The 19,646-nt window shown below is 35.8% G+C and carries 22 protein-coding genes; 7 read left to right on the forward strand and 15 right to left on the reverse strand.

All coding sequences use genetic code 11. From position 1 onward, the window contains the following. Positions 1-37: 37 nt before the first annotated feature. The 5 genes from CEF19_RS05740 to CEF19_RS05760 all read right to left on the reverse strand — a co-directional run bounded on the left by CEF19_RS05740 (position 38) and on the right by CEF19_RS05760 (position 4,714). The gene (locus tag CEF19_RS05740) at positions 38-223 is read right to left on the reverse strand and encodes a BshB3 potential contributor to bacillithiol synthesis (RefSeq protein WP_100405199.1); all 186 of its coding nucleotides are present in this window, start codon (positions 221-223) and stop codon (positions 38-40) included. 659 nt (positions 224-882) lie between these two features. After that, on the reverse strand, positions 883-1,665 hold the full coding sequence (locus CEF19_RS05745; protein WP_319830091.1) for a PRC-barrel domain-containing protein: 783 nt from the start codon (positions 1,663-1,665) through the stop codon (positions 883-885). Positions 1,666-1,773: 108 nt separating this feature from the next. Continuing rightward, complete coding sequence (locus CEF19_RS05750; protein WP_100405201.1) at positions 1,774-2,670, reverse strand: glycine betaine ABC transporter substrate-binding protein; 897 nt, start codon at positions 2,668-2,670, stop codon at positions 1,774-1,776. A gap of 14 nt (positions 2,671-2,684) precedes the next feature. After that, the gene (locus tag CEF19_RS05755) at positions 2,685-3,515 is read right to left on the reverse strand and encodes an ABC transporter permease (protein ID WP_100405202.1); all 831 of its coding nucleotides are present in this window, start codon (positions 3,513-3,515) and stop codon (positions 2,685-2,687) included. Further along, positions 3,512-4,714 carry a quaternary amine ABC transporter ATP-binding protein gene (locus CEF19_RS05760; RefSeq protein WP_100405203.1) on the reverse strand — a complete coding sequence of 401 codons (1,203 nt, stop codon included), beginning with the start codon at positions 4,712-4,714 and terminating at the stop codon, positions 3,512-3,514. Before CEF19_RS05760 ends, CEF19_RS05755 begins: the two co-directional genes overlap by 4 nt. A gap of 146 nt (positions 4,715-4,860) precedes the next feature. Here CEF19_RS05760 and CEF19_RS05765 point away from each other — a divergent pair, with 146 nt between their 5' ends. Next, on the forward strand, positions 4,861-5,064 hold the full coding sequence (locus tag CEF19_RS05765; protein ID WP_100405204.1) for a hypothetical protein: 204 nt from the start codon (positions 4,861-4,863) through the stop codon (positions 5,062-5,064). 207 nt (positions 5,065-5,271) lie between these two features. Here CEF19_RS05765 and CEF19_RS05770 read toward each other — a convergent pair whose 3' ends face one another. The 7 genes from CEF19_RS05770 to CEF19_RS05795 form a co-directional block, all read right to left on the reverse strand. Next, positions 5,272-6,381, reverse strand: coding sequence for an HD-GYP domain-containing protein (locus tag CEF19_RS05770; protein ID WP_100405205.1), 1,110 nt, complete (start codon positions 6,379-6,381; stop codon positions 5,272-5,274). Between the two features lie 456 nt (positions 6,382-6,837). Further along, positions 6,838-7,122: a thiamine-binding protein gene (locus CEF19_RS05775; RefSeq protein WP_100405206.1), complete on the reverse strand. Its 285-nt coding sequence runs from the start codon at positions 7,120-7,122 to the stop codon at positions 6,838-6,840. A gap of 27 nt (positions 7,123-7,149) precedes the next feature. Further along, positions 7,150-7,614, reverse strand: coding sequence for a YtxH domain-containing protein (locus CEF19_RS05780; RefSeq protein WP_100405207.1), 465 nt, complete (start codon positions 7,612-7,614; stop codon positions 7,150-7,152). A 95-nt stretch (positions 7,615-7,709) separates the two neighbouring features. Then, a complete protein-coding gene (locus CEF19_RS05785; RefSeq protein WP_100405208.1) occupies positions 7,710-9,209 on the reverse strand; it encodes a BCCT family transporter in 1,500 nt (499 codons plus the stop codon). Positions 9,210-9,737: 528 nt separating this feature from the next. Beyond that, on the reverse strand, positions 9,738-9,908 hold the full coding sequence (locus CEF19_RS23070) for a hypothetical protein (protein ID WP_157800887.1): 171 nt from the start codon (positions 9,906-9,908) through the stop codon (positions 9,738-9,740). 271 nt (positions 9,909-10,179) lie between these two features. Next, positions 10,180-10,701, reverse strand: a complete 522-nt coding sequence (locus tag CEF19_RS05790) for a GNAT family N-acetyltransferase (protein WP_100405209.1) — start codon at positions 10,699-10,701, stop codon at positions 10,180-10,182. A gap of 111 nt (positions 10,702-10,812) precedes the next feature. Continuing rightward, entirely contained in the window at positions 10,813-11,925 is a 1,113-nt protein-coding gene (locus CEF19_RS05795; RefSeq protein WP_100405210.1) for a DNA alkylation repair protein, read from the reverse strand. 209 nt (positions 11,926-12,134) lie between these two features. On the opposite strand from CEF19_RS05795, the gene CEF19_RS05800 reads away from it, so the two are divergent. Both CEF19_RS05800 and CEF19_RS05805 read left to right on the forward strand, forming a co-directional pair. Further along, positions 12,135-12,422, forward strand: coding sequence for a hypothetical protein (locus CEF19_RS05800; protein ID WP_100405211.1), 288 nt, complete (start codon positions 12,135-12,137; stop codon positions 12,420-12,422). 442 nt (positions 12,423-12,864) lie between these two features. Then, entirely contained in the window at positions 12,865-13,125 is a 261-nt protein-coding gene (locus CEF19_RS05805) for a hypothetical protein (RefSeq protein WP_100405212.1), read from the forward strand. 177 nt (positions 13,126-13,302) lie between these two features. On the opposite strand, the gene CEF19_RS05810 is transcribed toward CEF19_RS05805, so the two are convergent. From CEF19_RS05810 to CEF19_RS24085, 3 genes are all read right to left on the reverse strand, one after another. After that, on the reverse strand, positions 13,303-13,860 hold the full coding sequence (locus tag CEF19_RS05810) for an HPP family protein (protein WP_100405213.1): 558 nt from the start codon (positions 13,858-13,860) through the stop codon (positions 13,303-13,305). A gap of 136 nt (positions 13,861-13,996) precedes the next feature. Next, positions 13,997-14,374, reverse strand: a complete 378-nt coding sequence (locus tag CEF19_RS05815; RefSeq protein WP_198510246.1) for a hypothetical protein — start codon at positions 14,372-14,374, stop codon at positions 13,997-13,999. A 155-nt stretch (positions 14,375-14,529) separates the two neighbouring features. Then, entirely contained in the window at positions 14,530-14,934 is a 405-nt protein-coding gene (locus tag CEF19_RS24085; protein WP_319830070.1) for a CBO0543 family protein, read from the reverse strand. 832 nt (positions 14,935-15,766) lie between these two features. On the opposite strand from CEF19_RS24085, the gene CEF19_RS05820 reads away from it, so the two are divergent. The 4 genes from CEF19_RS05820 to CEF19_RS05835 all read left to right on the forward strand — a co-directional run bounded on the left by CEF19_RS05820 (position 15,767) and on the right by CEF19_RS05835 (position 19,465). Beyond that, positions 15,767-16,564 (forward strand): HipA domain-containing protein, encoded by a 798-nt coding sequence (locus CEF19_RS05820; RefSeq protein ID WP_227521924.1) that lies wholly within the window; start codon positions 15,767-15,769, stop codon positions 16,562-16,564. Positions 16,565-16,577: 13 nt separating this feature from the next. Then, entirely contained in the window at positions 16,578-16,964 is a 387-nt protein-coding gene (locus tag CEF19_RS05825) for a hypothetical protein (RefSeq protein ID WP_100405215.1), read from the forward strand. 398 nt (positions 16,965-17,362) lie between these two features. Then, positions 17,363-18,475, forward strand: a complete 1,113-nt coding sequence (xerS, locus tag CEF19_RS05830; protein ID WP_100405216.1) for a tyrosine recombinase XerS — start codon at positions 17,363-17,365, stop codon at positions 18,473-18,475. A gap of 243 nt (positions 18,476-18,718) precedes the next feature. After that, positions 18,719-19,465, forward strand: coding sequence for a Fic family protein (locus CEF19_RS05835; RefSeq protein WP_100405217.1), 747 nt, complete (start codon positions 18,719-18,721; stop codon positions 19,463-19,465). The last annotated feature ends 181 nt before the right edge of the window (positions 19,466-19,646 follow it).

The raw sequence follows: 19,646 nt of genomic DNA on the forward strand, positions 1-19,646 counted from the left end.
GGCACCTAGTAAAAAGGTTATTTAATATAAAAAGGGCTTACACAAAAATCCAAAATAACACCACTACGATGAGCACTACTGGTACTAACAACAGGTATATGACAGAAAGATTGGTCATGCTTTTCTTACTACTATAATTCGTATCCTCCGATTTAGTAAGCAGTAACGTTACAATAAGGGCAATAATGCATACAAATAAAGCGAGAAAAATTAGGGCCTTCATGTTTATTCTCCTTTTGTCTTGAGACAAGCCATCAAAGAAACTTAGATTTTCTTCTATTATTAATTTGTTTTTTTAGTTTCTCAAACCTTTAAAAATAATTCAAGCTAAACGGAGTAAGAGTTGAATTATTTTTAAAGACACATACTTTTACTTACCGTTAGATTAAGAAAAAGGCGATGTATGATAGCTGCCCCTGAAAAAGGTCGATTTTCGAGGGCCCTAAAAAAGGGTGCTTTTCCTTTTTCAGTGCCCTCTTAGTAATGCGCGGAGCCGTTGCCCGGTTTGAAAAGCCTTGCTATGAGTGGTTTTCTCATAGCAAGGCGCGCAACGAGTGAAGCCATTACTGCTTCCTCGAAATGCTTTCAAAGTGTTTCTCAGTGACTTCCGATTTTCACCTTTTTCAGGGGCCGCTTCAGCAATGAGTGGAGTCGTCACTTTGTTTTAAGCCGTTATGAGTGGGTTTCTCATAGCGGGCGCGCGACGGTCGGAGCCGTTGCCGCTTCTTTTTTTGTCTCTACATCTTTTAAAAGCCTTAGGATGAGTGGTTGACTCATCCTAAGGCGATTAGAGGAACGCTCCATGACCACATCCTTAAATGCTTTTGAGACCAACACTTTAAATCGAGAAGTTGGTTAATTCATTCAGGGATACGGCACACTTTAACTTATTCTCCTTTTCCAAATATCTTCAATAGATACGCCTTCCATATTCCTGACGTCATTATTATCAACTGTTTGTGCTGACCTTCTTTCAATTTCGTCTGATGGAAGATTGACATAAACTTTTTTTGTCACCCAATCAATTTCTGTTATTGAGTCTGGCTCAAGTAAAACTTTCGTACCAGGTAACCAATTTCCAGTATCAACAATTAAATAATGAATTGCCCAAGCTTCATCATCAATAACAAAATCAACAACATGGCCTACCTCTTTATCTTGTGCCTGGATGGTGTAGCCACTTAGATTTCCCTTAAGTTCATTCATACTTCTTAAATACTCATTATGCTTATCCTCTACTTCAATTCTATTTTCATCTCCCAAATTTTCTGTTGTTGGGGCCATCTGCCTTGGATGTACACCATCGCCCCAAACTCCGGTGCCTGTCCAATAAGGAAACCAGCCATAATAACGATTTATCTCCGACTCAAGTTGTCGAGAAACAGGTTGATGCTCTTCTACAGAAGGACTGTTACTAACTTGTTCCTCCGTAGCAAGGACATCGATATTAGAATTTAGTAAATCAACATTATTGACTGCAATTGGTGAAATTAATACTTTCTTTCCAGGTAACCACTTTCTCGTATCAATCACTACATAACGGACAGTCCATTGTTTGCTATCAAAGTATAAATCTTTCACTTTTCCTAACTCCGCGTCAGATGCCTGTATTGTACAAGATTCTATTGAACTAGCTTTATAAAGAATAATGAACGCCTCCTTTATAGATAGTGTGTTTCTCTTTCACTGACTATATTCCCTCTACAAATTTAGATAAACATTTTAAAATAAGGCAACCAAATCAATGGCTGCCTTACTTTTAATTGTATTATGTTATTCTTCCAACATTTTATTTACTTTTTCTTGATTCGTTTCAATCCATTCTCTAGCGACGTCTTCTTCATCTGCTCCTTCTTCGATTTTAACAATCATTTTCTCAATATCTTCAACCTCTATACTCCAGTTACGTAGAAAGTTATAGGCTTCGGGCACTTCCTCTTGAAAGTTTATATTAGTTAGCACGTGAACTTCAGACGTTGCAAAATATTCCGTCGGATCATCTAATACCTTTAAGTCAAAGTTTGCGAACATTGGATGGGGTCTCCACCCAAGAAATAGTACTGGTTTCTCACTGTTTATGAGTCGAGAAGCCTGAGCAAGCATTCCACCCTCACTTGAAGCTACATATTCAAGATTAAGTCCAAGATCCTCTATCATTTCACGTGCTGTAATCGTCATCCCAGCACCTTCTTCAATCCCATATATTTTGCCATCAAACAAGTCTTCTTGTCCTTTTAAATCGTCAATTGTATTGATACCCTCAACGTACGTTGGAACGACCCAACCCATCGTACCTTCTGAATAACTAACCGCTGTATCATCAATTTTTTCACCAAACTTCTGCATATAATTTCTATGCATATCTGGTAACCACGCATCCATAAAGACATCTAAATCTCCTCGTGATAATCCTGTATATACCCCGCCAACATCAGCATTTGTTTCATTTACGGTATACCCCATATCTTCTAAAATTAACTTTGCTACTTTTGTTGGTGGTACGGTACTTGTCCACGGAGTGACACCAAAGTTTATGGTTACATCTCTTTGCTCCTCAACATCTGCTTGGTCAGTCTCCCCTTCTGTAGGTTGACCTTGATCGTCTGTCCCACATCCCATCAACAAAGCAAATACAAATATTAATAGCACGTTTAACCTAATCATCTTCATAAAACTTCACTCCTTTATTTTCTTGTACCTAAACCTTGCGTAATTCGGTCAAGGATAATCGCTAAAACTACAATCCCTAAACCACCTGTTAAACCTAACCCAACATTCACACTCGAAATCCCTGCTAAAACCGTTGATCCTAATCCTGGTGCACCAATCATTGAAGCAATGACGGCCATTGATAAAGCGAGCATTATTGTTTGGTTTATTCCTGCCATAATCGTTGGAATTGCAATAGGCAGTTGAACCTTTGTTAACATCTGCCAAGGTGTCGAACCAAAGGCCCTTGCCGCTTCCACCATATCCGCAGGAACTTGTTTAATAGCCAAAGTGGTCATTCTAACAGCGGGAGGGGTTGCAAAGACAAAAGTAGAAATCACGGCTGGGACCCCGCCTAAACCAAATAATAGTATGGCGGGAATCAAATAGACAAAGCTCGGTAACGTCTGCATAAAATCTAATATCGGACGAACGACGCTATCTACTTGTTGATTTCTCGCTGCAATTATCCCTAAAGGAACACCGAGAACAATCGAAAAAAGTGTTGCAACAATAACAACGGCAAGCGTCAACATCGCGTCTCCCCATAAATTTACAGATCCTAAATAGATAGAACCAATGACTGTAAATAGGGCGACTCCTTTTCCTGCAAATTTCCATGCGAGTAAAGCTAATATTAACGTCATTAGCTCTGGTGGGATAACAGTAAATAAATCAGTAACCCCACTTATAAAAAATGCGATGATATTACTTATCGCATCAAAAAATCCTCCTAAAACGGGAATGAGCCATTCATCAACAAAGTAATTGGTCCAGTCTTCTAACGGAAAATTAAAATAGTTCATATTGTCTCCCCTACCTCGTTTCGTTCTTTACCTAAAACGAGCCCAGATAAAATGGACACTCTTACGATGATACCAAGTAACTTTTCATCTTCTACTACGGCAATAGGGTACTTTGATTCTGCTGCAACACCTATTAGTTCATGTAAGGGGGTATCAAGCTCTGTCGTATGGTAATCTTGGTTCAAAACATCTTCTACCCATTTGTTTTCCTTATATGCTGTAATAGCAGCGTCAATTGTTAAGATACCCTTAAGTTTCTTTTCTTTATCAATTACAAAAATACTTGACAAACCGGCTTCTTCCATTTTCCTTACAGCAACTCGCGGTCCATCCTTCCAAGCTGTAATAACATCAGGCTTTTTCATTACATTTGAAGCAACTAAAACTTTGGATCGGTCCACATCTTCAACAAAGTTAGAAACATACTCATTAGCAGGATTTTCAAGGATTTCTTCAGCTGACCCAATTTGAACAATCGACCCATTTTTCATAATAGCGATTCTGTCTCCTAGTTTAAGAGCCTCATCCAAATCATGGGTAATAAAGATAATCGTTTTTCCTAACTTACTTTGAAGATTCAATAATTCATCTTGCATTTCTTTCCGAATTAGAGGATCCAGTGCGCTAAATGCTTCATCCATAAGTAAGATATCCGTATCATTTGCTAGAGCCCGAGCTAACCCAACCCTTTGCTGCATTCCGCCACTGAGTTGGTCTGGATAACTATCCTCATATCCCTTCAGGCCAACATCATGTATAGATTTTAATGCTTTTTCCTGCCGCTCTTCCTTGGGCATACCTTGAATTTCTAAACCATACTCTACATTCGCGTGAACTGTGCGATGTGGAAATAAAGCAAACTTTTGAAACACCATTCCCAGTTTTCTTCTTCTGGTAGACAGTAAATCCGCTTTACTCATTTTTGTGATATTTTCCCCATCAATTAACACTTCTCCCGCTGTTGGTTCTATTAGACGATTAACCAGACGAATAATTGTCGATTTACCGCTTCCCGACAAACCCATAATGACAAAAAATTCACCCTGCTCTACATGGAAGGAAGCTTTATTCACACCAACAGTCATACCTGTTTCTTCTAAAATTTCTTGTTTTGTCTCGCCTTCCTGTAACCTTTTTAACCCGTCTTTAGGATTTGCTCCAAAAATTTTTGTTAGGTTTTTTACTTCAATTTTGTACATCGCCAGTTCTCCTTCTCTGAAGAATCTTACTGATACTATTTGCAATTTAAGAAAAGAACATACCTTTGATTTAATCCTGAGGAATTTTATAAAATAAGACTGGAAAGAATATAAACAGTAAATTTAATCAAGAAGGGACGTAAATTATGGGCAGAAGGAAAAAAAATATTGCAAAAAAACAGATCGAATCGATTATGAAGGAGACGACTAATCCAGCTATTATTGAAGATGTAACAAATTCAGATGTAGAATTTGGCAATGAAAAATTGAAAAGTGGTCCTCTACGAGAGACTTTAATCAAAAAGTCTGTTGACGGAAAAACGTGGAGTGGAATGCGAGATTTTGAATAAGTAACAGATTAGTCTAATAGGCGTTTTTAATCTGGTTAATTAATGTTTATCCAGAAGAACTAATTTAACGGTTAAATCATACCGGACATTGCTATAAAAAAGACACCGATCTAAAAAGAGGCTACTGAAAAAGGTGAAAATCGTACTTTTTTCAGTGGCCTCCTCTAAAACGAGTGGTGTCTTCGAGTAAATATCGATTTTCTTCGATTAATATAGTAATGAGTCCGCTTCAACAATATGAACGTTTAAATTGTCCTTTGAGGACAAATCAATTTCGTACGGTTTCACTTCTTGTTGTTCTTCATCTCTTATAATCCTTATCACTGGTCTACCTGTTGCAGAAAAATTATACTTAGATACAATCCCGGACCTACCATCATCTAATTTTAAAGTTAAACCTTGTGGATAAATCGCAATACAGCTTTTAAACAACTGGATTTGTTTACTTTCAAATTGTGTTCCGCTACCAGCATAGAGTAACTCGAGGCCTTCATGAGGTAACATTGAAGGCCGATATGATCTCGAACTCGTAACAGCATCAAATACATCAGCAACACTCAAAATTTTTGCGTATTTATGAATTTCATTTTCCTTTAAAGCCCTAGGATAACCTGACCCGTCTAATTTTTCATGATGTTGTAGTGCACAATGAGCTACAGTTAATGGGATTTCTGGTATTTTCCTAAGTATTTCAAAACCTAAATGACAATGTGACTTTACGTGATTAAATTCCTCACTGGTTAACTTTCCAGGCTTATTTAAAATGTCTGATGATATATACATTTTTCCTAAATCATGTAACATTGCACCTAAACCTATTTCCTCAATATTCTTCAGTGGTAGACCATTTTCTATCGCTAATTGACAAGCATATATTGATACGTTAAGGCTGTGATTGTACACATAATTCTCATGGATTTTTGTGGTTGCCAATAAATTAAGTGCGCTATGATTCTCGTTTAGACAACTTAAGATATCCCTAAAAATCTTTTGGAAACTACGTATTGCTCTGCCTGACTTAATCATTCCTTGAATATTTGCCCTATTTGGGCTTAATTCAGCAATTGACTTAAATCCTTCAGTAATCCTATTTACTGCTTCAATTCGTAACTCATCAGGAATGGATTCAATAATTTCAATCCCCTCGGATTGCTCATCTTCTATGTATATTCTAGAAACATTATATCTTTTTAATTGTTCTATTAATTTGTCTGTAAGTTCCGTTCCTTGAAATAATAGAACCTTACCATTCACATTATAAATTGATTTTGCTAATTTAATTCCCGACTGACATTTATGTACATTAATTAAACGCATTTTTTCTCCTCTCCCGTTTTCACGTATACCTATTCAATCTATTCCACCTGCTATTACTAGGCACCTACTATTTTCATGCTTGCTTCATTTCCTTTAAGTAGCCTATCTATGAATAGTAGTGAAAACGAAAGATCCGATAGATTCCTTTGCTACTCTTTAGTGTAATTCCTACTATAGTTGCCCTTTTTCGACAAAATACTTCACATTCCTGCAATTTATTGAAAAATCCTATAACTTTTTATATCCACTCCAAGATTTTATATAGGAAACAATAGATTAAAATGGTTGCATTCTAGCGGATTCCGATATACTAAATGATTAACATCAAGGGAGATTTTTAAAAAGACTATTGTTCCTCCATATCACGACGACCGATAAAAAGGTAGCCATGTATTTGGCTACCTTTCCTAAAACTTTAGTATTGTAAACAAGTGGAATAATTAACTTGATAGAAGACTACGATAATTTATCTCCAATTGTCACACCATTAGGTTTATAATGAACCTTAATATTCGTAATACACTCTGAGGCGCCTGTGTTAATGCTAACTTCTTGGGCTTTCTGCATTACGTTGAAGACTTCATGCAGATTTCCTTCAATAACGGTTTCCATCGGACCGATCTCATATTTTAAACCAGAGTCTTTAACGACTTCAATGATTTCTGGAATCATCCCGTCTGTATTCATATCCTTACCATCTGGTAACACTTGAAAACCGGCTGTTACTGTAGGTGTTGTCATTTTCTATCATCCTTTCCTTTACATAATTTATTTACCTATATGATTCAAATCATTTATGTCTTGATTTAATTCCCTTTCGATCTCTTTGATCTCATTTTCAACGACTTGTTTTATGTCTTCACCTGCACCTATTTCTTCTCTCATAATACCTCTTACTACTTCTTTTAAATCCTCAATGCTCATTTCACCGTTCGCCTCATCACTCTTTAGTAACTGCATTGCTTCACTAATGACATCTTCGCTTTTCTTTTTAACTGTTTGAGAAACGGTCGACGAGCTTTGATTAATAATTTCTCTAAGCTCACTCATTTTATTTTTTAATTGATTCGTTACCTCTCCTGTTTTATTTTTCCCTTCAGTTATTTGCTGGCTGATGTCTGATCTTAATTCTTCTCCCGATTTTGGAGAGGTAAGTAATACCGCTGTTGCTCCGACTACTCCACCAACGACAGTACCCACTGCAACACTTTTACGATTATTGATATTAATCAACTCCTCTCATGTGTATATTATCCTCTAACCTTTTCTGTTAGAAATAAAACTTTCACCTATTGAATTGAGGCTTATCTACTAGGAAGAACGAGAGTTTAGTTCCTTTTTTCCTTCTTTAGTTCTTTTAACAGAGCAAAACACATCAAAATCATAATCACAGAGAATGGTAGCGCGGCCACTAATGATGCCGTTTGTAACGCATTTAAGCCACTTGCCATAAGCAAAATCACTGCTATTCCAGACATAAACACCCCCCAAATGATTTTAATCTTTAAACGTGGGTTCAGATGATCTCTCGATGTCAACATGCCTAGAACAAACGTAGCAGAGTCCGCTGATGTAATTAAGAACATAAAAATTAAACAGATCGCAATAATTGATAAAACCATCCCGAATGGAAATTGATTTAAAGTTACAAACAACCCATTTGTAATATCCTCTTGAACAGCTTTCGTTATAGAAGAGCCTTTTACTGTTTCGAAATACAGCGCCCCTCCTCCAAACACTGCCATCCAAACAATGGCAACGAATGGAGGAACGAACATCACACCAATTATGAATTCACGAATGGTCCTCCCTTTTGAAACCCGGGCAATAAATGTACCTACAAAGGGAGACCAAGCCATAGCCCAAGCCCAGTAAAAGACTGTCCATTCGTTTAGCCATTTATTCTCCCTAGTTGGATCCACGTTAAAGCTCATTCCAGCCAAATTCTGTAAGTAGCCACCGAGACCCGCAACAAATGTATTAAAAATATGGCTAGTAGGGCCAACCAAAAGCGCAAATAGTAATAATAAGAATGCAATACTTAAATTGGTTACACTTAGTATACGTATCCCTTTATTTAAACCTGTAATAGATGAAAACAAATAGGCAACCATAAGAAGACTAATGATAATTAGTTGAGTTCCCATATTGTCAGGAATTCCAAATATATAGCTTAATCCACCATTTACTTGCATCACACCTAGCCCTAAAGTTGTGGCCACTCCTGTAGCCGTTGCTAGTACCGCTAGAATATCAATCATAGAGCGCCATCCTTTAATTTTCCCTAGCTTGTTTCTCATTAAAGGCTCTATTGCAGTACTAATAAGCCCAGGCCTTTTTTTTCGAAATTGAAAATAAGCAATAGATAACCCTATGATTGCAAACACAGACCATTGATGAATGCCCCAGTGAAACATTGAATATTGAATCGCAGCACTAACCGCTTCATCCGTTTTCCCTTCGTAGCCCGGTGGAGGTTCAAGATAATGCTCTACTGGTTCAGAAACCCCCCAGAAAACGAGGGCAACACCGAAACCAGCAGAAAATAACATTCCGATCCAATTGTAATAGGTATATTCCGGTTTATCATCCTCATTGCCAAGCTTAATGTTTCCATAAGAGCTAAAGGCTAAAAATAAGCAAAAGCCAATAAAAAAGACAGTGACAATTAAGTAAAAGCCATTAAAGTATGTAGTTGTCCACTCAAATGCATTTTCTGCATATAACGAAAGAGTATCTGGCAACATAGCCCCAAAGATTAGAAAAGCAGTAATAACTAATGTAGAAATCCAAAAAACAATATTTAAACTTTTTTCTTCTTGATGCATTCTATCTCCCTTTCTCTATCTCTGACCACCCTTCTTTTTATATAACCCTACTTTCTATTAGTAAAACTTACATAACCTAAATCGAATAAGAGACGCTTAGTTTCATCACTGTAAGATTGCCGTGTTACGCTGTTTAGTTTACATTGGCAACTAGTATGTAAAGTAGGAAAGATATCGATATGAGGATTTGATTTTCGTATGTCGATTGAAGTACAACTTATACTTCGGAGGAATTTTAAAGCTACACCGGCCACACATGATCATTGCTTTATTTAACAATTACATCATCCACTGAACGTCTAGGACTAGGAAGTGTTGGGTTTAAAGGGTATCCTAATCGAACTAGAAACAACCCTTGCCACGTTGAATCTCCCGTTATCTGTCTTAATTCTATTCCGAATTTTTATTTCAACCCTAAAAATTTTTCTCGATCACTTATCTCGTTTAATTGATTCAACGGATGCATACCTAAACGTTTAATTGTTCCATAAAGGTGAATTCTTTGCCAAGTTCTACTGCCCGTAATCTTTATTTATTATCCGAAGCATCTTTTACGGAAATTAAACCATACGCACCCGCTGTCGCTGTATGTTTATCCCTTGTTGCCTTTAACCAAAATTGGTCATTTTGTTCATCTGGAATTTGAAGTAATATTTTCCAAATCGCTCGAATTAAAAAAGATTCGCCTTGAGTATCCAAGGTGATACCGTCCCTTGAATACTTCTTTGATTATCCTGATACCATTTATTACTTGCTGTACTCATTTCTTGATCACTAATGATCTCTTTTGATGCATCAACAATAAGATTTCCGAGGCGTTTTCTTTCATCCTCAGATTTAAACCAAGAAATTCTGACCCTATTTTCATCTGAAATTAGGGTTTCTATCTCATAAAAGAACTCTGCCTGAATTGTCCGTGGAAAGAGTATTTACTCTAAATCGTCAATAAAAAAACGCAATCCTAAATTAGTTAGAAATTGCGGAAATACTTATCTACCTTATCAATATCCTGTTCCATGTGAACTGTTTCAAGTTGACTTTCCTCTACTATCAATTGGAAACCCTTCTTTTTCCAAAAGGTTAAACCCCCAGGTAAAAAACGATGCGTATGAAGATACATGGTTGTATAGTTTGCCTGCTTGCAAAATTGAACAGCACTTTCAAAAAGCAAAGAACCAACACCTTTTTGTCTTAACTGCTTATCAACATAGCACTTTATTAACTCACAAGTTGTCTCTAAATGATAACGATTTTCTAGTACACCAATTCTCCCATCATAAGGCCTGACAGCAATCGTTCCTACAACTTGTCCACTTATATACGCTGTAATGATGGTAGCTTTCTCACGTTTGATAAACAAGGCTTCCATCTCACTGAGGTCTCTCCTTGAAGCGTCGCTTAGAGGAAAAGGATAGACCTCCTCCATCGTTGCTAGCAAAAATGTTGAAACCTGTTCAATTTCCCCTTTTCTAACTTCATGAATATCAATCATAAAATTCTCCTTATTATTCTAATCCTGCACTTCATTTCATTGCTCATGTAAATAGTTAAGAACCGAAAATAAAATATTACTATTTCCCTAATTATATCGTCAAATCCAAGTCTATTCCTTTTCATCCTCGATAAAAATGGTTGTGTTAGCTACTTCTTGACCATTTATGAGTAACGTAATTTTATGTTCACCAGGATAATGCCGACGCGTTGATAAATTTGACCATCGGTGTGTTCGCGTTCCTGTAAGAACTGCACCACCTTTAACTATTCTATCCGACAAAAAGAATGGTTTGCGCGAAGTCTTTCCATTTGCTTTAACAAAGTCTATCGCATATTCAATTCGAATTTTCACTGATTCTCCTTCACGAATATGAAGCTCATAATGTAATTGAGAACTTCCACCGATTGGTAAACGCGACAACTCAGTCGATACTATAGAGTGAGTTGTAAGCGGAGATGTGCCTAGAGGATTCGCATAACCGAATAATTCTAACACCCTCGGATTGGCTTTTTTTATCAAGGTTCGACTTCCATGTCTCAAAATCCAATCAGTATCCGCATGTGTACCTTTCCACTCTTTGACGATTTCCAGCACAAAGTCAGAATGGTCTTTTGAAATGTCATTCAGATTATTCGCGACACTTTTTCTTACATAGATTGATACATCATCCTTTAATTCTTCTAACACTGGGCGAATGGGGGCAGGGTCTTCTTTAAATATAGAGAGCGCTTTCCCCCATGGTAAGCGGGGACGACAACCTTCACTTGCCAGGCGTCGAACATGCTCGTTCGAATGCTTTGACCAAGCTTGCATTTGTTTCATCATTCGTTCCGGTTCACGAAGAATGAAAGGTCTAACAGCAAATTCTGCGGAAGAACCACATGTGAACTTTTCCAATGCTTTCATTGAAAGATCCCAATCTTTATTTGCCTGCCCATATACCTCAACAAAGTCTGGAAGAATCAGGTAGGGAAAGCCTTTACAGTTATCATCAATCGCTAATAAGATGTCAAGTGCCTCTTCATATTGTGCTGGCAAATGTCTTCCGAGTGCTTGTGAAATATGACGAATTCGAGCTTTTAATTCAAGACTCTCCCAGGTATCATCAGTAATTTCAGCAATGAATTCCTTCGTATTAAATTGGTTGTACACTGTTTGGATCAGCCTACCAAGTTCTTGTAAAAAAGGTTCGCTATACATATCTTTCAATGGAGTAGCCATTTCTTCGCCCCTTTATGTATCAAATTGTGTATCCATTATAGCAGATCATTCAAATCGCATATGATAAAAGCCTTTTGAATCCGTAATTCTAATATGATATGATTCAACCTATGCATCGTCTCAATATACCTATAAATGGAAGGTGAACAAAATATTAGAATGTATTTAGGGTATAACTAAACTTTTATTCTAAAAAAGGAGAAATGAAGATGAATATACCTCGTCATTACAAGGTTGGTTTACTTTTTGGTTTAGCTCTTATTATCGTTATTGTTATTTTATCATTCATACCTGAACCTAAAATGAACATCGTAGTAACGAATAAAGAAATAAAGGACGAAGTTATTGGAGCGAGTTACGTCATCTATTCTGAAGAAGATCAGTATTTTGTAACTTCTCAAAAAACCTTTAATTCCTTTGAAATTGGGGATACAATTGAATTTCGTTGGCTTGATTCATCAGTAAATAAGATTGACATTCTTTCTGTCAATAAGTAACTCCATTATCGAATGCTAGTATTGTTTATAAAAACTAGTAACCTTTAATAGCCAATCTGGTCACTAGTTTTAGTAAAATAAGCATAATGTTTACTCGAATTAATCCCTTCCAATTCATGAAGACATAGGTAAAGGTTTACTCCTCATTCTTCTTTGCCGCTTCGATCTCATAGAATGCCCAATGTGTCTTTGGAACATTTGGGAATGTTGGACGAAGAGACATATTCTTCTTGATAGGTGCCACCTGGTCTTTTCAGCCTTTTCCCCAAAATTATAGAATGTGTAGGGTTGAAAATATTCTTTTTCTTCTAGAATCGGTATGATTAGTCTGACTTTTACTTATTATTAAAAACAGACTTTTCAATATCGGGTATAACTATTTTTTTAAAAGGAATGATACTTCAGGTAAGACTATGCTAACTTACTTAGGAGGAATGTAACCATGCAACAAAACCAACAAGCTCAACAATCAGTTCAACAAGCACAGCAAGCAATCCAACAAGCTCAACAGGCAGTTCAACAAGCAACTCAGCAAGCTAACTCTCAAACCATTCAACAAATCCAACAACAGGTACAACAAGCTAGCCAACAACTACAACAAGCTCAAAGCAATGCCCAACCCGGACAACAACAGCAATTTCAACAAATGCAACAAGAATTACAACAAGTTACTCAACAGTTACAGCAAGCGAAACAACAATAATACCTCTTTTCCGAAACGTCAACATTGTATTTAACCTTAGTGTTATTAATCCATTTTAAGCAAATACCCCTTTTACCAAATTAGGTAAAGGGGTATTTCATTAATAAACAAATAAGTAATTTCCCGAAAATTACCACTCTATTAATTTAATCGTCTTTATTCAAGCTTTGTCTCTAACTAAACCCATTGTTTTGGGTACTGGCGATTTTTGAATAAGTTATTATAAATGATAGATAGGAAAACGACTAATATTGAGCAAGCTATAACTGTTACTAGAAACCCCCAGCCTACTTGAGAATTAATTGCTACTATGGCGCTAGCAGCCGCCGGTGGGTGGACTGTATTAAATATAAGCATTAAAAAGACCACAACCGCTAGCGTCATACCAATAGTTAAATGTGTCCTTCCAAACACTTCCCATATGGTTAGAGCTGCAAGTGTCGATAATATATGGCCCCCGAGAACATGCCTTGGTTGTGAAAAGGGTCCGGCATGCGCTACAAAAACAAGCAAGCAACTAGCACCAATCGGTCCGAGCACCATCGGATAACCAAAAGCAACAGCTACAAAACTAATTATACTTATAGCAATAAGGCCACCTGTTGCTGATACAACATTATCCGCAAAGTTGACAGAAGATTTAAGTCCTTTCTTACCTTTCATTTTTAGTAAGTAGGTGTATAAAAGCGTTTTTTCCTGTTTTATCTCTTTTATATTCACTTTTTCAATATTCATGGTGTATTCCCCTCACACTATTTTTCAAGCTTTTCGTAAGATTTTCTTCCACGAATTCCATTCTAAATGAAAGAGAACAATTTGTGAATATAAACATGTAAATAATATATATCTTTTTACCTCCCCCAAAAAAACCTCATTTCACATACTCTGCATCATAAGAATTCTCTCCTGCATGTAGAGACAATAATGTATTTGCATAACCAACAAGACGGTTAATTACTTCATCGCCTATCGCATACACAAGTGATTTCAACTGTGGATTGTAAAGCTTAGAATCCTCAAGAATAACTGTGGTGTTAATAAAAATGTCTCTATTCCCTTGAAGGTCATAATGTATAATGACTTTTCCAGCTGCACCTTTTGTTCTAGGATCCTTATAATTTGAAAGAAAAATATACCATTCATCGGCTGTTAATGAACGGAGGTTTCTTGTAAACTTCATGTATTTAAGTTCATTGTTGATTTCTTTTTCCATTTCAGGACTAATGAGGTCAATTATATTTTTCTTCATTGCACAACTCCTAATCATTTGTTAGCCATAGTTTTGTTTTATGTATTACAAACTATCCCTAATTTTTCACTAAAAACTGATACGGACACTATCCCCCATCAAAAAAGACCTAGCCCATAAGTTACGTGATACTGACTTGTGGGCTAGGTCTTCTTTTAAGTTGTCGAGGTCTCTCTGTTATTTAATTTTCTTATAGACGCGATAATAAGTCGGCATACCAGAAACTTTAATGACATGCTAATTAATGAATGGTACCAGCTCCAGCCCTTTTTCCACGTAATTAAGTCCGTCCTTTTTTCGGCATTGGTTTCGATGATAACTTGCGGAATAATGAAAACAAAGAGTTTTAATAATACACCAACTGGATTGCTGTTTAGGTTCCATTGGTTGTAATAAAGCAAAAATAAAGGATAGTGTATATAATCAAATGGTAAGTGAATTGAAAATTTCTTTGAGAAAGGTCTTACTTTATATTTCAAATAACCCTTTGATACAAGAAAGCGATCTGCAAGGGTATTACCGGCGCAACCAAGAAGTCTCGATATGAGGTGTGTTTTCAAGATGTATCGCCGTTTTATATCTGTCTCTTCAGCCTATCAAGCGTTTCTCTTATATGAACGGTTGACTATTGAAGAACAACGACAAATCGAAGAATTATGTAAGGCCAATGGCAAAATATTTTTCTTTTTTTTCTCACACCTAATCGAATCAATCTAAAAATAAACGTTAATCTTGGGAGAATACCGTATGGTAACACTTATAAAGTTGAGACAAAAAACGAAACAACTATTACGTAAATGAAAGAGTTTAATGCCACAACGTAAGAAATGTAGTTTGCACACCGACCATTATTAAGAATATAATCAACAATACCTAAAGCGCGCCTCTGAAGAACTTGATGCAGCATTATTAGGAGAACTTATGGAGGGAAAATGGAAGGTAATAGATGAAATCTTTGAGTTAACACAGGAATAGTGAATTTGAAGTTAAGCCAAAGGGAAACTTTGGCTCTCTTCATTGTTACCTAGGTTTTCATTTACAAATTATTAGGCTACATAACGTATGTTGCAAAGTGCTTATCTATATACTTAAAATAGACTTTTCCTACTCTTTACCGTAATGAGTTAGGGATAGTCTTTTTTATATAGATGCTGCAACATTACTTCATTTGATTCAACGCTTTTACTTCAAAGGATATCAGTAGAGGAGAGGGTAATAGAAAACAATAACTAACTGTTCGTATAATACTTATTTTGCGCACTATTATGCATATGAAAAATTTGGTATAATATAATTATAAAACAATCACCGTAAACATTATAAAGTCATGTGAACTACTACCACTCAATTCCTTTCAGTTTTCATGAAGCAAATATCAGGTTTTGAACGGAGGTGTACGAATTGGAAAAGATTAAAATTCCCCAAGATGCTAAAACGATTGTGAGCACATCAAGTAAAGGTGATCAATCAAAATGGTTAGTGGGCGATAAATGGATTAAAGAAAATACCCGTGGTTACGAAAATATGGCTGAATATGTCGCCTATCTCATTTTAAATTGTTCAACCTTACCGAAAGCTTCTTTCGTTTCTTATACACCTTGTTTAATTGTAAAGTATGATGGTACGGTTACAGAAGGCTGTTACTCCAAGGACTTTCGTGGTCCTTTGCAAGAAGTGACACTCGAACGATTATTTGAAGCGAACTTTGAAACAACCGATGACGTTTTAACTAAAACAGGCTACTCCACACAAGATAAGTTTAGCGCCATTATGGATAAGGTCCACCATTTCACAGGATTAGATGTTTCCTATGAAATTGCACAAATGCTAGCTTTCGATGCATTCATTCTAAATGAGGACCGCCATACAAATAACATTTTATTTCTGTTTAATCCCAAAACAGAAGCTTGGCAGTTGGCTCCGATTTTTGATCACGGTTTAAGCTTATTATCAGACTTAAAGGATTATCCACTCGGAAAACATATGAGTATTTTAAAAAGAAAATTAAAAGCTAAGCCTTTTAACTCTTCATTTACCAAACAGTTAGCTTTATATCAAGGAGATCCCTTTATAAATCGTACGTTACTACTTGAGAAATTAAGTAAAGTTCCCTACGATGTGGGCAGAGCGAGAGACGTCGTACTCTCTCAATTACGTGATGTTCAGCTTCAAAAACTATTTTTTGATTAAAGAAGGTGTCGAAATGATCGACTATATGAATTTTGATGTTATGCTGTTTGATGATGTCATTGCAACTGTAGAGTTAAAACCAAATGGGAGTGACAGACCTTACATCATCAATTTTATTGAAGGATTTAATAAACAATTTTCACCTAATCCGAAGGGGTACATTACGAAAGATGAGTTAGAAAAGTGGCTGAAATGGCGTGTGTTTCCCGAAACAAGAGTCAACGTCGATGAATTACTTGCTGCTCTCGGTTTAAATAGTTACAATCGTTGGGCAATTGTCCGCAAAACACATGGAGTAATGGCTGATGATGAGATCTGGTTACGTTTTAAAGGAGAAACATTGAAGCATCGTGATGTGACACTACGTAAATCACTTTATTATTCAGATAAAAAGGAATGAAAGTATTTTCTCTAATAAATTTATGGTCAATAAGGGTCCTAACTTGGACATTCAAAAAAATAACTCAGTTAAAAATGGTTAGACAAATATATATCATTACCTCCTAGTACTATTCTAACGCCAATATTAGAAGAGTCTGAGGTTCTCCCCTCTTCCCTTTCTAATAAAAAGAAAGAATGGTTGGATTTTGAAATACTCCCGTCCATGATTACAAGAACTTAATTTAGTAATCTTACAAAAATCTTCTTGACGACTACATAGTTGATTTCTGATTGTACTAGAATGATTCTCTTTATTAATCTTTTAATTTATTATAAAATAAAATGACAGAACATAAGTTCGCAACAATTGTATTATACGCAAAGTATTATGAAATTTAACATAAAGGGTGTTTGAGAATGTTTTCTAAACAACATGAATATTATGAAAAACGTTTGTTGGAGTTAATGGAAACTATGCCCCCTTATATAGTTGAATACTTAGATTCAAGACTTGATCACCGTTCGCCGCTTACTTTATATAGTTATACGAGAGATTATCAAGTGTTTCTGAATTGGCTGATTTCCGAAGGAATCACAGATGTGTCAAATATTAAGGATGTTCCCGTTGATATACTTGCTACTCTCCCATTAAAGACTGCAGAAGGTTTTTTTAAAACAGTATTACGTAAAAAATACATTTTATCAAAAAAAACACAGTCTCAAAATAAGATACATGAAAAAACCGTAAACCGGATGAAATCAGCACTTCGTAGCCTATTTAAATATCTAACTATTGAATCTGAAATAGCAGAAACAGGCGAACCTTACTTCCATCGAAATGTGATGCAAAAGATACCTGTACATAAAGTCTCAGAAACATTAAATGAACGAGCTAGTGCAATATCAGGCAAAATTTTCACTAACAATATGGATATAGATTTTTTAGAATATGTCGAAAAACAACATGAACATTCATTATCTACTGCTCAAAAAAGATACTTCAAACGTGATAAAGAACGAGACTTTGCAATCCTTTCCTTGTTCTTAGGATCTGGTATACGTCTTAATGAATTAGCTAATTTAAAGATTGAAGACATAGACTCTACTAATTTCGAAATTAACATTACTCGAAAAGGAAATAAACAGGATACCGTAGCGGTGAACCCTGAATCATTGGAAGATGTTCAAAAGTATCTACTCGTTAGAAAAGAACGTTACAACGCTGACGACGCTCCAAACGCTTATGTGTTTGTTACTAAAGGTAGAAATGGATACGCCCCTTTATCAAATCGTGCTATACAAAAGATTGTGGAGAAATACACGAAAACCTTTGACAAGCGTATGTCAGCCCATAAACTACGCCACACGTATGCTACAAATCTGGCTGAACAAACAGGTGATATTCCCCTTGTCATGACACAGTTAGGACATACATCGCCAGAGACTTCCCTTCTCTATATAAATACAAGTCGAGAAAAAGCAAGAAAGGCAGCAGAACAAATGGGTAAGAGGAGGAAAAGAAACGACTAAGATAAATAAAACAACCATCTATCATTAAATATTGAACTAAACCCTGAATAGTAGACACTTAAATAGTCTTTATTCAGGGTTTTATATATGCGTTAAATACTAATTTAACGAAGAATTAAATAGTACAATATATATTTATAACTTTTATCAGCTTTACTGTATAAAATTGGTCTTTTCCTTTAAAGTATTATACACTTATTTTATATTCAGTTTGCTGTTTAAAATAAGTGTTGAGGTGTTTCTATGAATGATTTTACGGAAGTTACCGAACTAAAAAATGAACTCGACCAACTCAGACCTCTTCCTTCTGCTGCAGTTAAAAATTTAAATGAGGTTCTTCGTGTTGAGTGGACATATAATTCCAATGCTATCGAAGGTAATACATTATCATTGATTGAAACTAAAGTTGTCTTAGAAGATGGACTTACAATAGGTGGAAAGCGTTTAAAGGAACATTTTGAAGTAATTAATCATTCGGAAGCAATTGATTATATTGAAGAGCATGTCTTAAAAGATAAAAAGCTCGATGAAAGAACGCTGAAAAATCTTCACTATTTGGTATTAAAAAATATAGATAATGAAAATGCAGGTAATTATCGCAATATAAACGTTAGAATCTCTGGTAGTGTGCATGAGCCACCGAATTTTCTTCAGGTACCTCAGGAAATGTCTAATTTACTTTCATGGTATGAGGATAATAAGGGTGACTTACACCCTGTGGAACTGGCAGCACTTTTTCATTTTAAATTTGTTTATATTCATCCGTTTTCAGATGGAAATGGCAGAACGGCCAGACTCTTAATGAATTTAATACTAATGGAAAATGGTTATCCCCCTGCTATTGTCAAAGCTGAACATGAACAACGTTTAAAATATTATGAAACGCTTGAGTTGGCAAGTGTAAAACAAATCTACAGCCCTTTTATTGAATTAATCACTGGCTGCGTTCGTGATAGTTTAAATATTTACCTTAAAGCTGTAAAACCTTAATAAATAAAGAGTAATTTTGTTGAAGGAAAGGTACCGACCCCAAAAAGTTAGAGCAGAAAACTAACTTTTTGGGGTGTTTTTATGGCCAAATATAGTGAGGAATTTAAAATAAAGCTTGTTACTGAGTATTTACATGGAAATCTTGGATATAAATTATTGGCGAAGAAATACAATATACCCT

This window comes from Bacillus solitudinis, assembly GCF_002797395.1.
Classification (GTDB): domain Bacteria; phylum Bacillota; class Bacilli; order Bacillales; family Bacillaceae_D; genus Halalkalibacter_A; species Halalkalibacter_A solitudinis.

Bases quoted from the DNA above. Each gene is read 5' to 3' on its own strand.
- CEF19_RS05740 (WP_100405199.1), bottom strand. From the start codon at position 223: ATGAAGGCCCTAATTTTTCTCGCTTTATTTGTATGCATTATTGCCCTT.
- CEF19_RS05750 (WP_100405201.1), bottom strand. From the start codon at position 2,670: ATGAAGATGATTAGGTTAAACGTGCTATTAATATTTGTATTTGCTTTG.
- CEF19_RS05755 (WP_100405202.1), bottom strand. From the start codon at position 3,515: ATGAACTATTTTAATTTTCCGTTAGAAGACTGGACCAATTACTTTGTT.
- CEF19_RS05760 (WP_100405203.1), bottom strand. From the start codon at position 4,714: ATGTACAAAATTGAAGTAAAAAACCTAACAAAAATTTTTGGAGCAAAT.
- CEF19_RS05765 (WP_100405204.1), top strand. From the start codon at position 4,861: ATGGGCAGAAGGAAAAAAAATATTGCAAAAAAACAGATCGAATCGATT.
- CEF19_RS05770 (WP_100405205.1), bottom strand. From the start codon at position 6,381: ATGCGTTTAATTAATGTACATAAATGTCAGTCGGGAATTAAATTAGCA.
- CEF19_RS05775 (WP_100405206.1), bottom strand. From the start codon at position 7,122: ATGACAACACCTACAGTAACAGCCGGTTTTCAAGTGTTACCAGATGGT.
- CEF19_RS05785 (WP_100405208.1), bottom strand. From the start codon at position 9,209: ATGCATCAAGAAGAAAAAAGTTTAAATATTGTTTTTTGGATTTCTACA.
- CEF19_RS05790 (WP_100405209.1), bottom strand. From the start codon at position 10,701: ATGATTGATATTCATGAAGTTAGAAAAGGGGAAATTGAACAGGTTTCA.
- CEF19_RS05795 (WP_100405210.1), bottom strand. From the start codon at position 11,925: ATGGCTACTCCATTGAAAGATATGTATAGCGAACCTTTTTTACAAGAA.
- CEF19_RS05800 (WP_100405211.1), top strand. From the start codon at position 12,135: ATGAATATACCTCGTCATTACAAGGTTGGTTTACTTTTTGGTTTAGCT.
- CEF19_RS05805 (WP_100405212.1), top strand. From the start codon at position 12,865: ATGCAACAAAACCAACAAGCTCAACAATCAGTTCAACAAGCACAGCAA.
- CEF19_RS05810 (WP_100405213.1), bottom strand. From the start codon at position 13,860: ATGAATATTGAAAAAGTGAATATAAAAGAGATAAAACAGGAAAAAACG.
- CEF19_RS05815 (WP_198510246.1), bottom strand. From the start codon at position 14,374: ATGAAGAAAAATATAATTGACCTCATTAGTCCTGAAATGGAAAAAGAA.
- CEF19_RS05825 (WP_100405215.1), top strand. From the start codon at position 16,578: ATGATCGACTATATGAATTTTGATGTTATGCTGTTTGATGATGTCATT.
- xerS (WP_100405216.1), top strand. From the start codon at position 17,363: ATGTTTTCTAAACAACATGAATATTATGAAAAACGTTTGTTGGAGTTA.
- CEF19_RS05835 (WP_100405217.1), top strand. From the start codon at position 18,719: ATGAATGATTTTACGGAAGTTACCGAACTAAAAAATGAACTCGACCAA.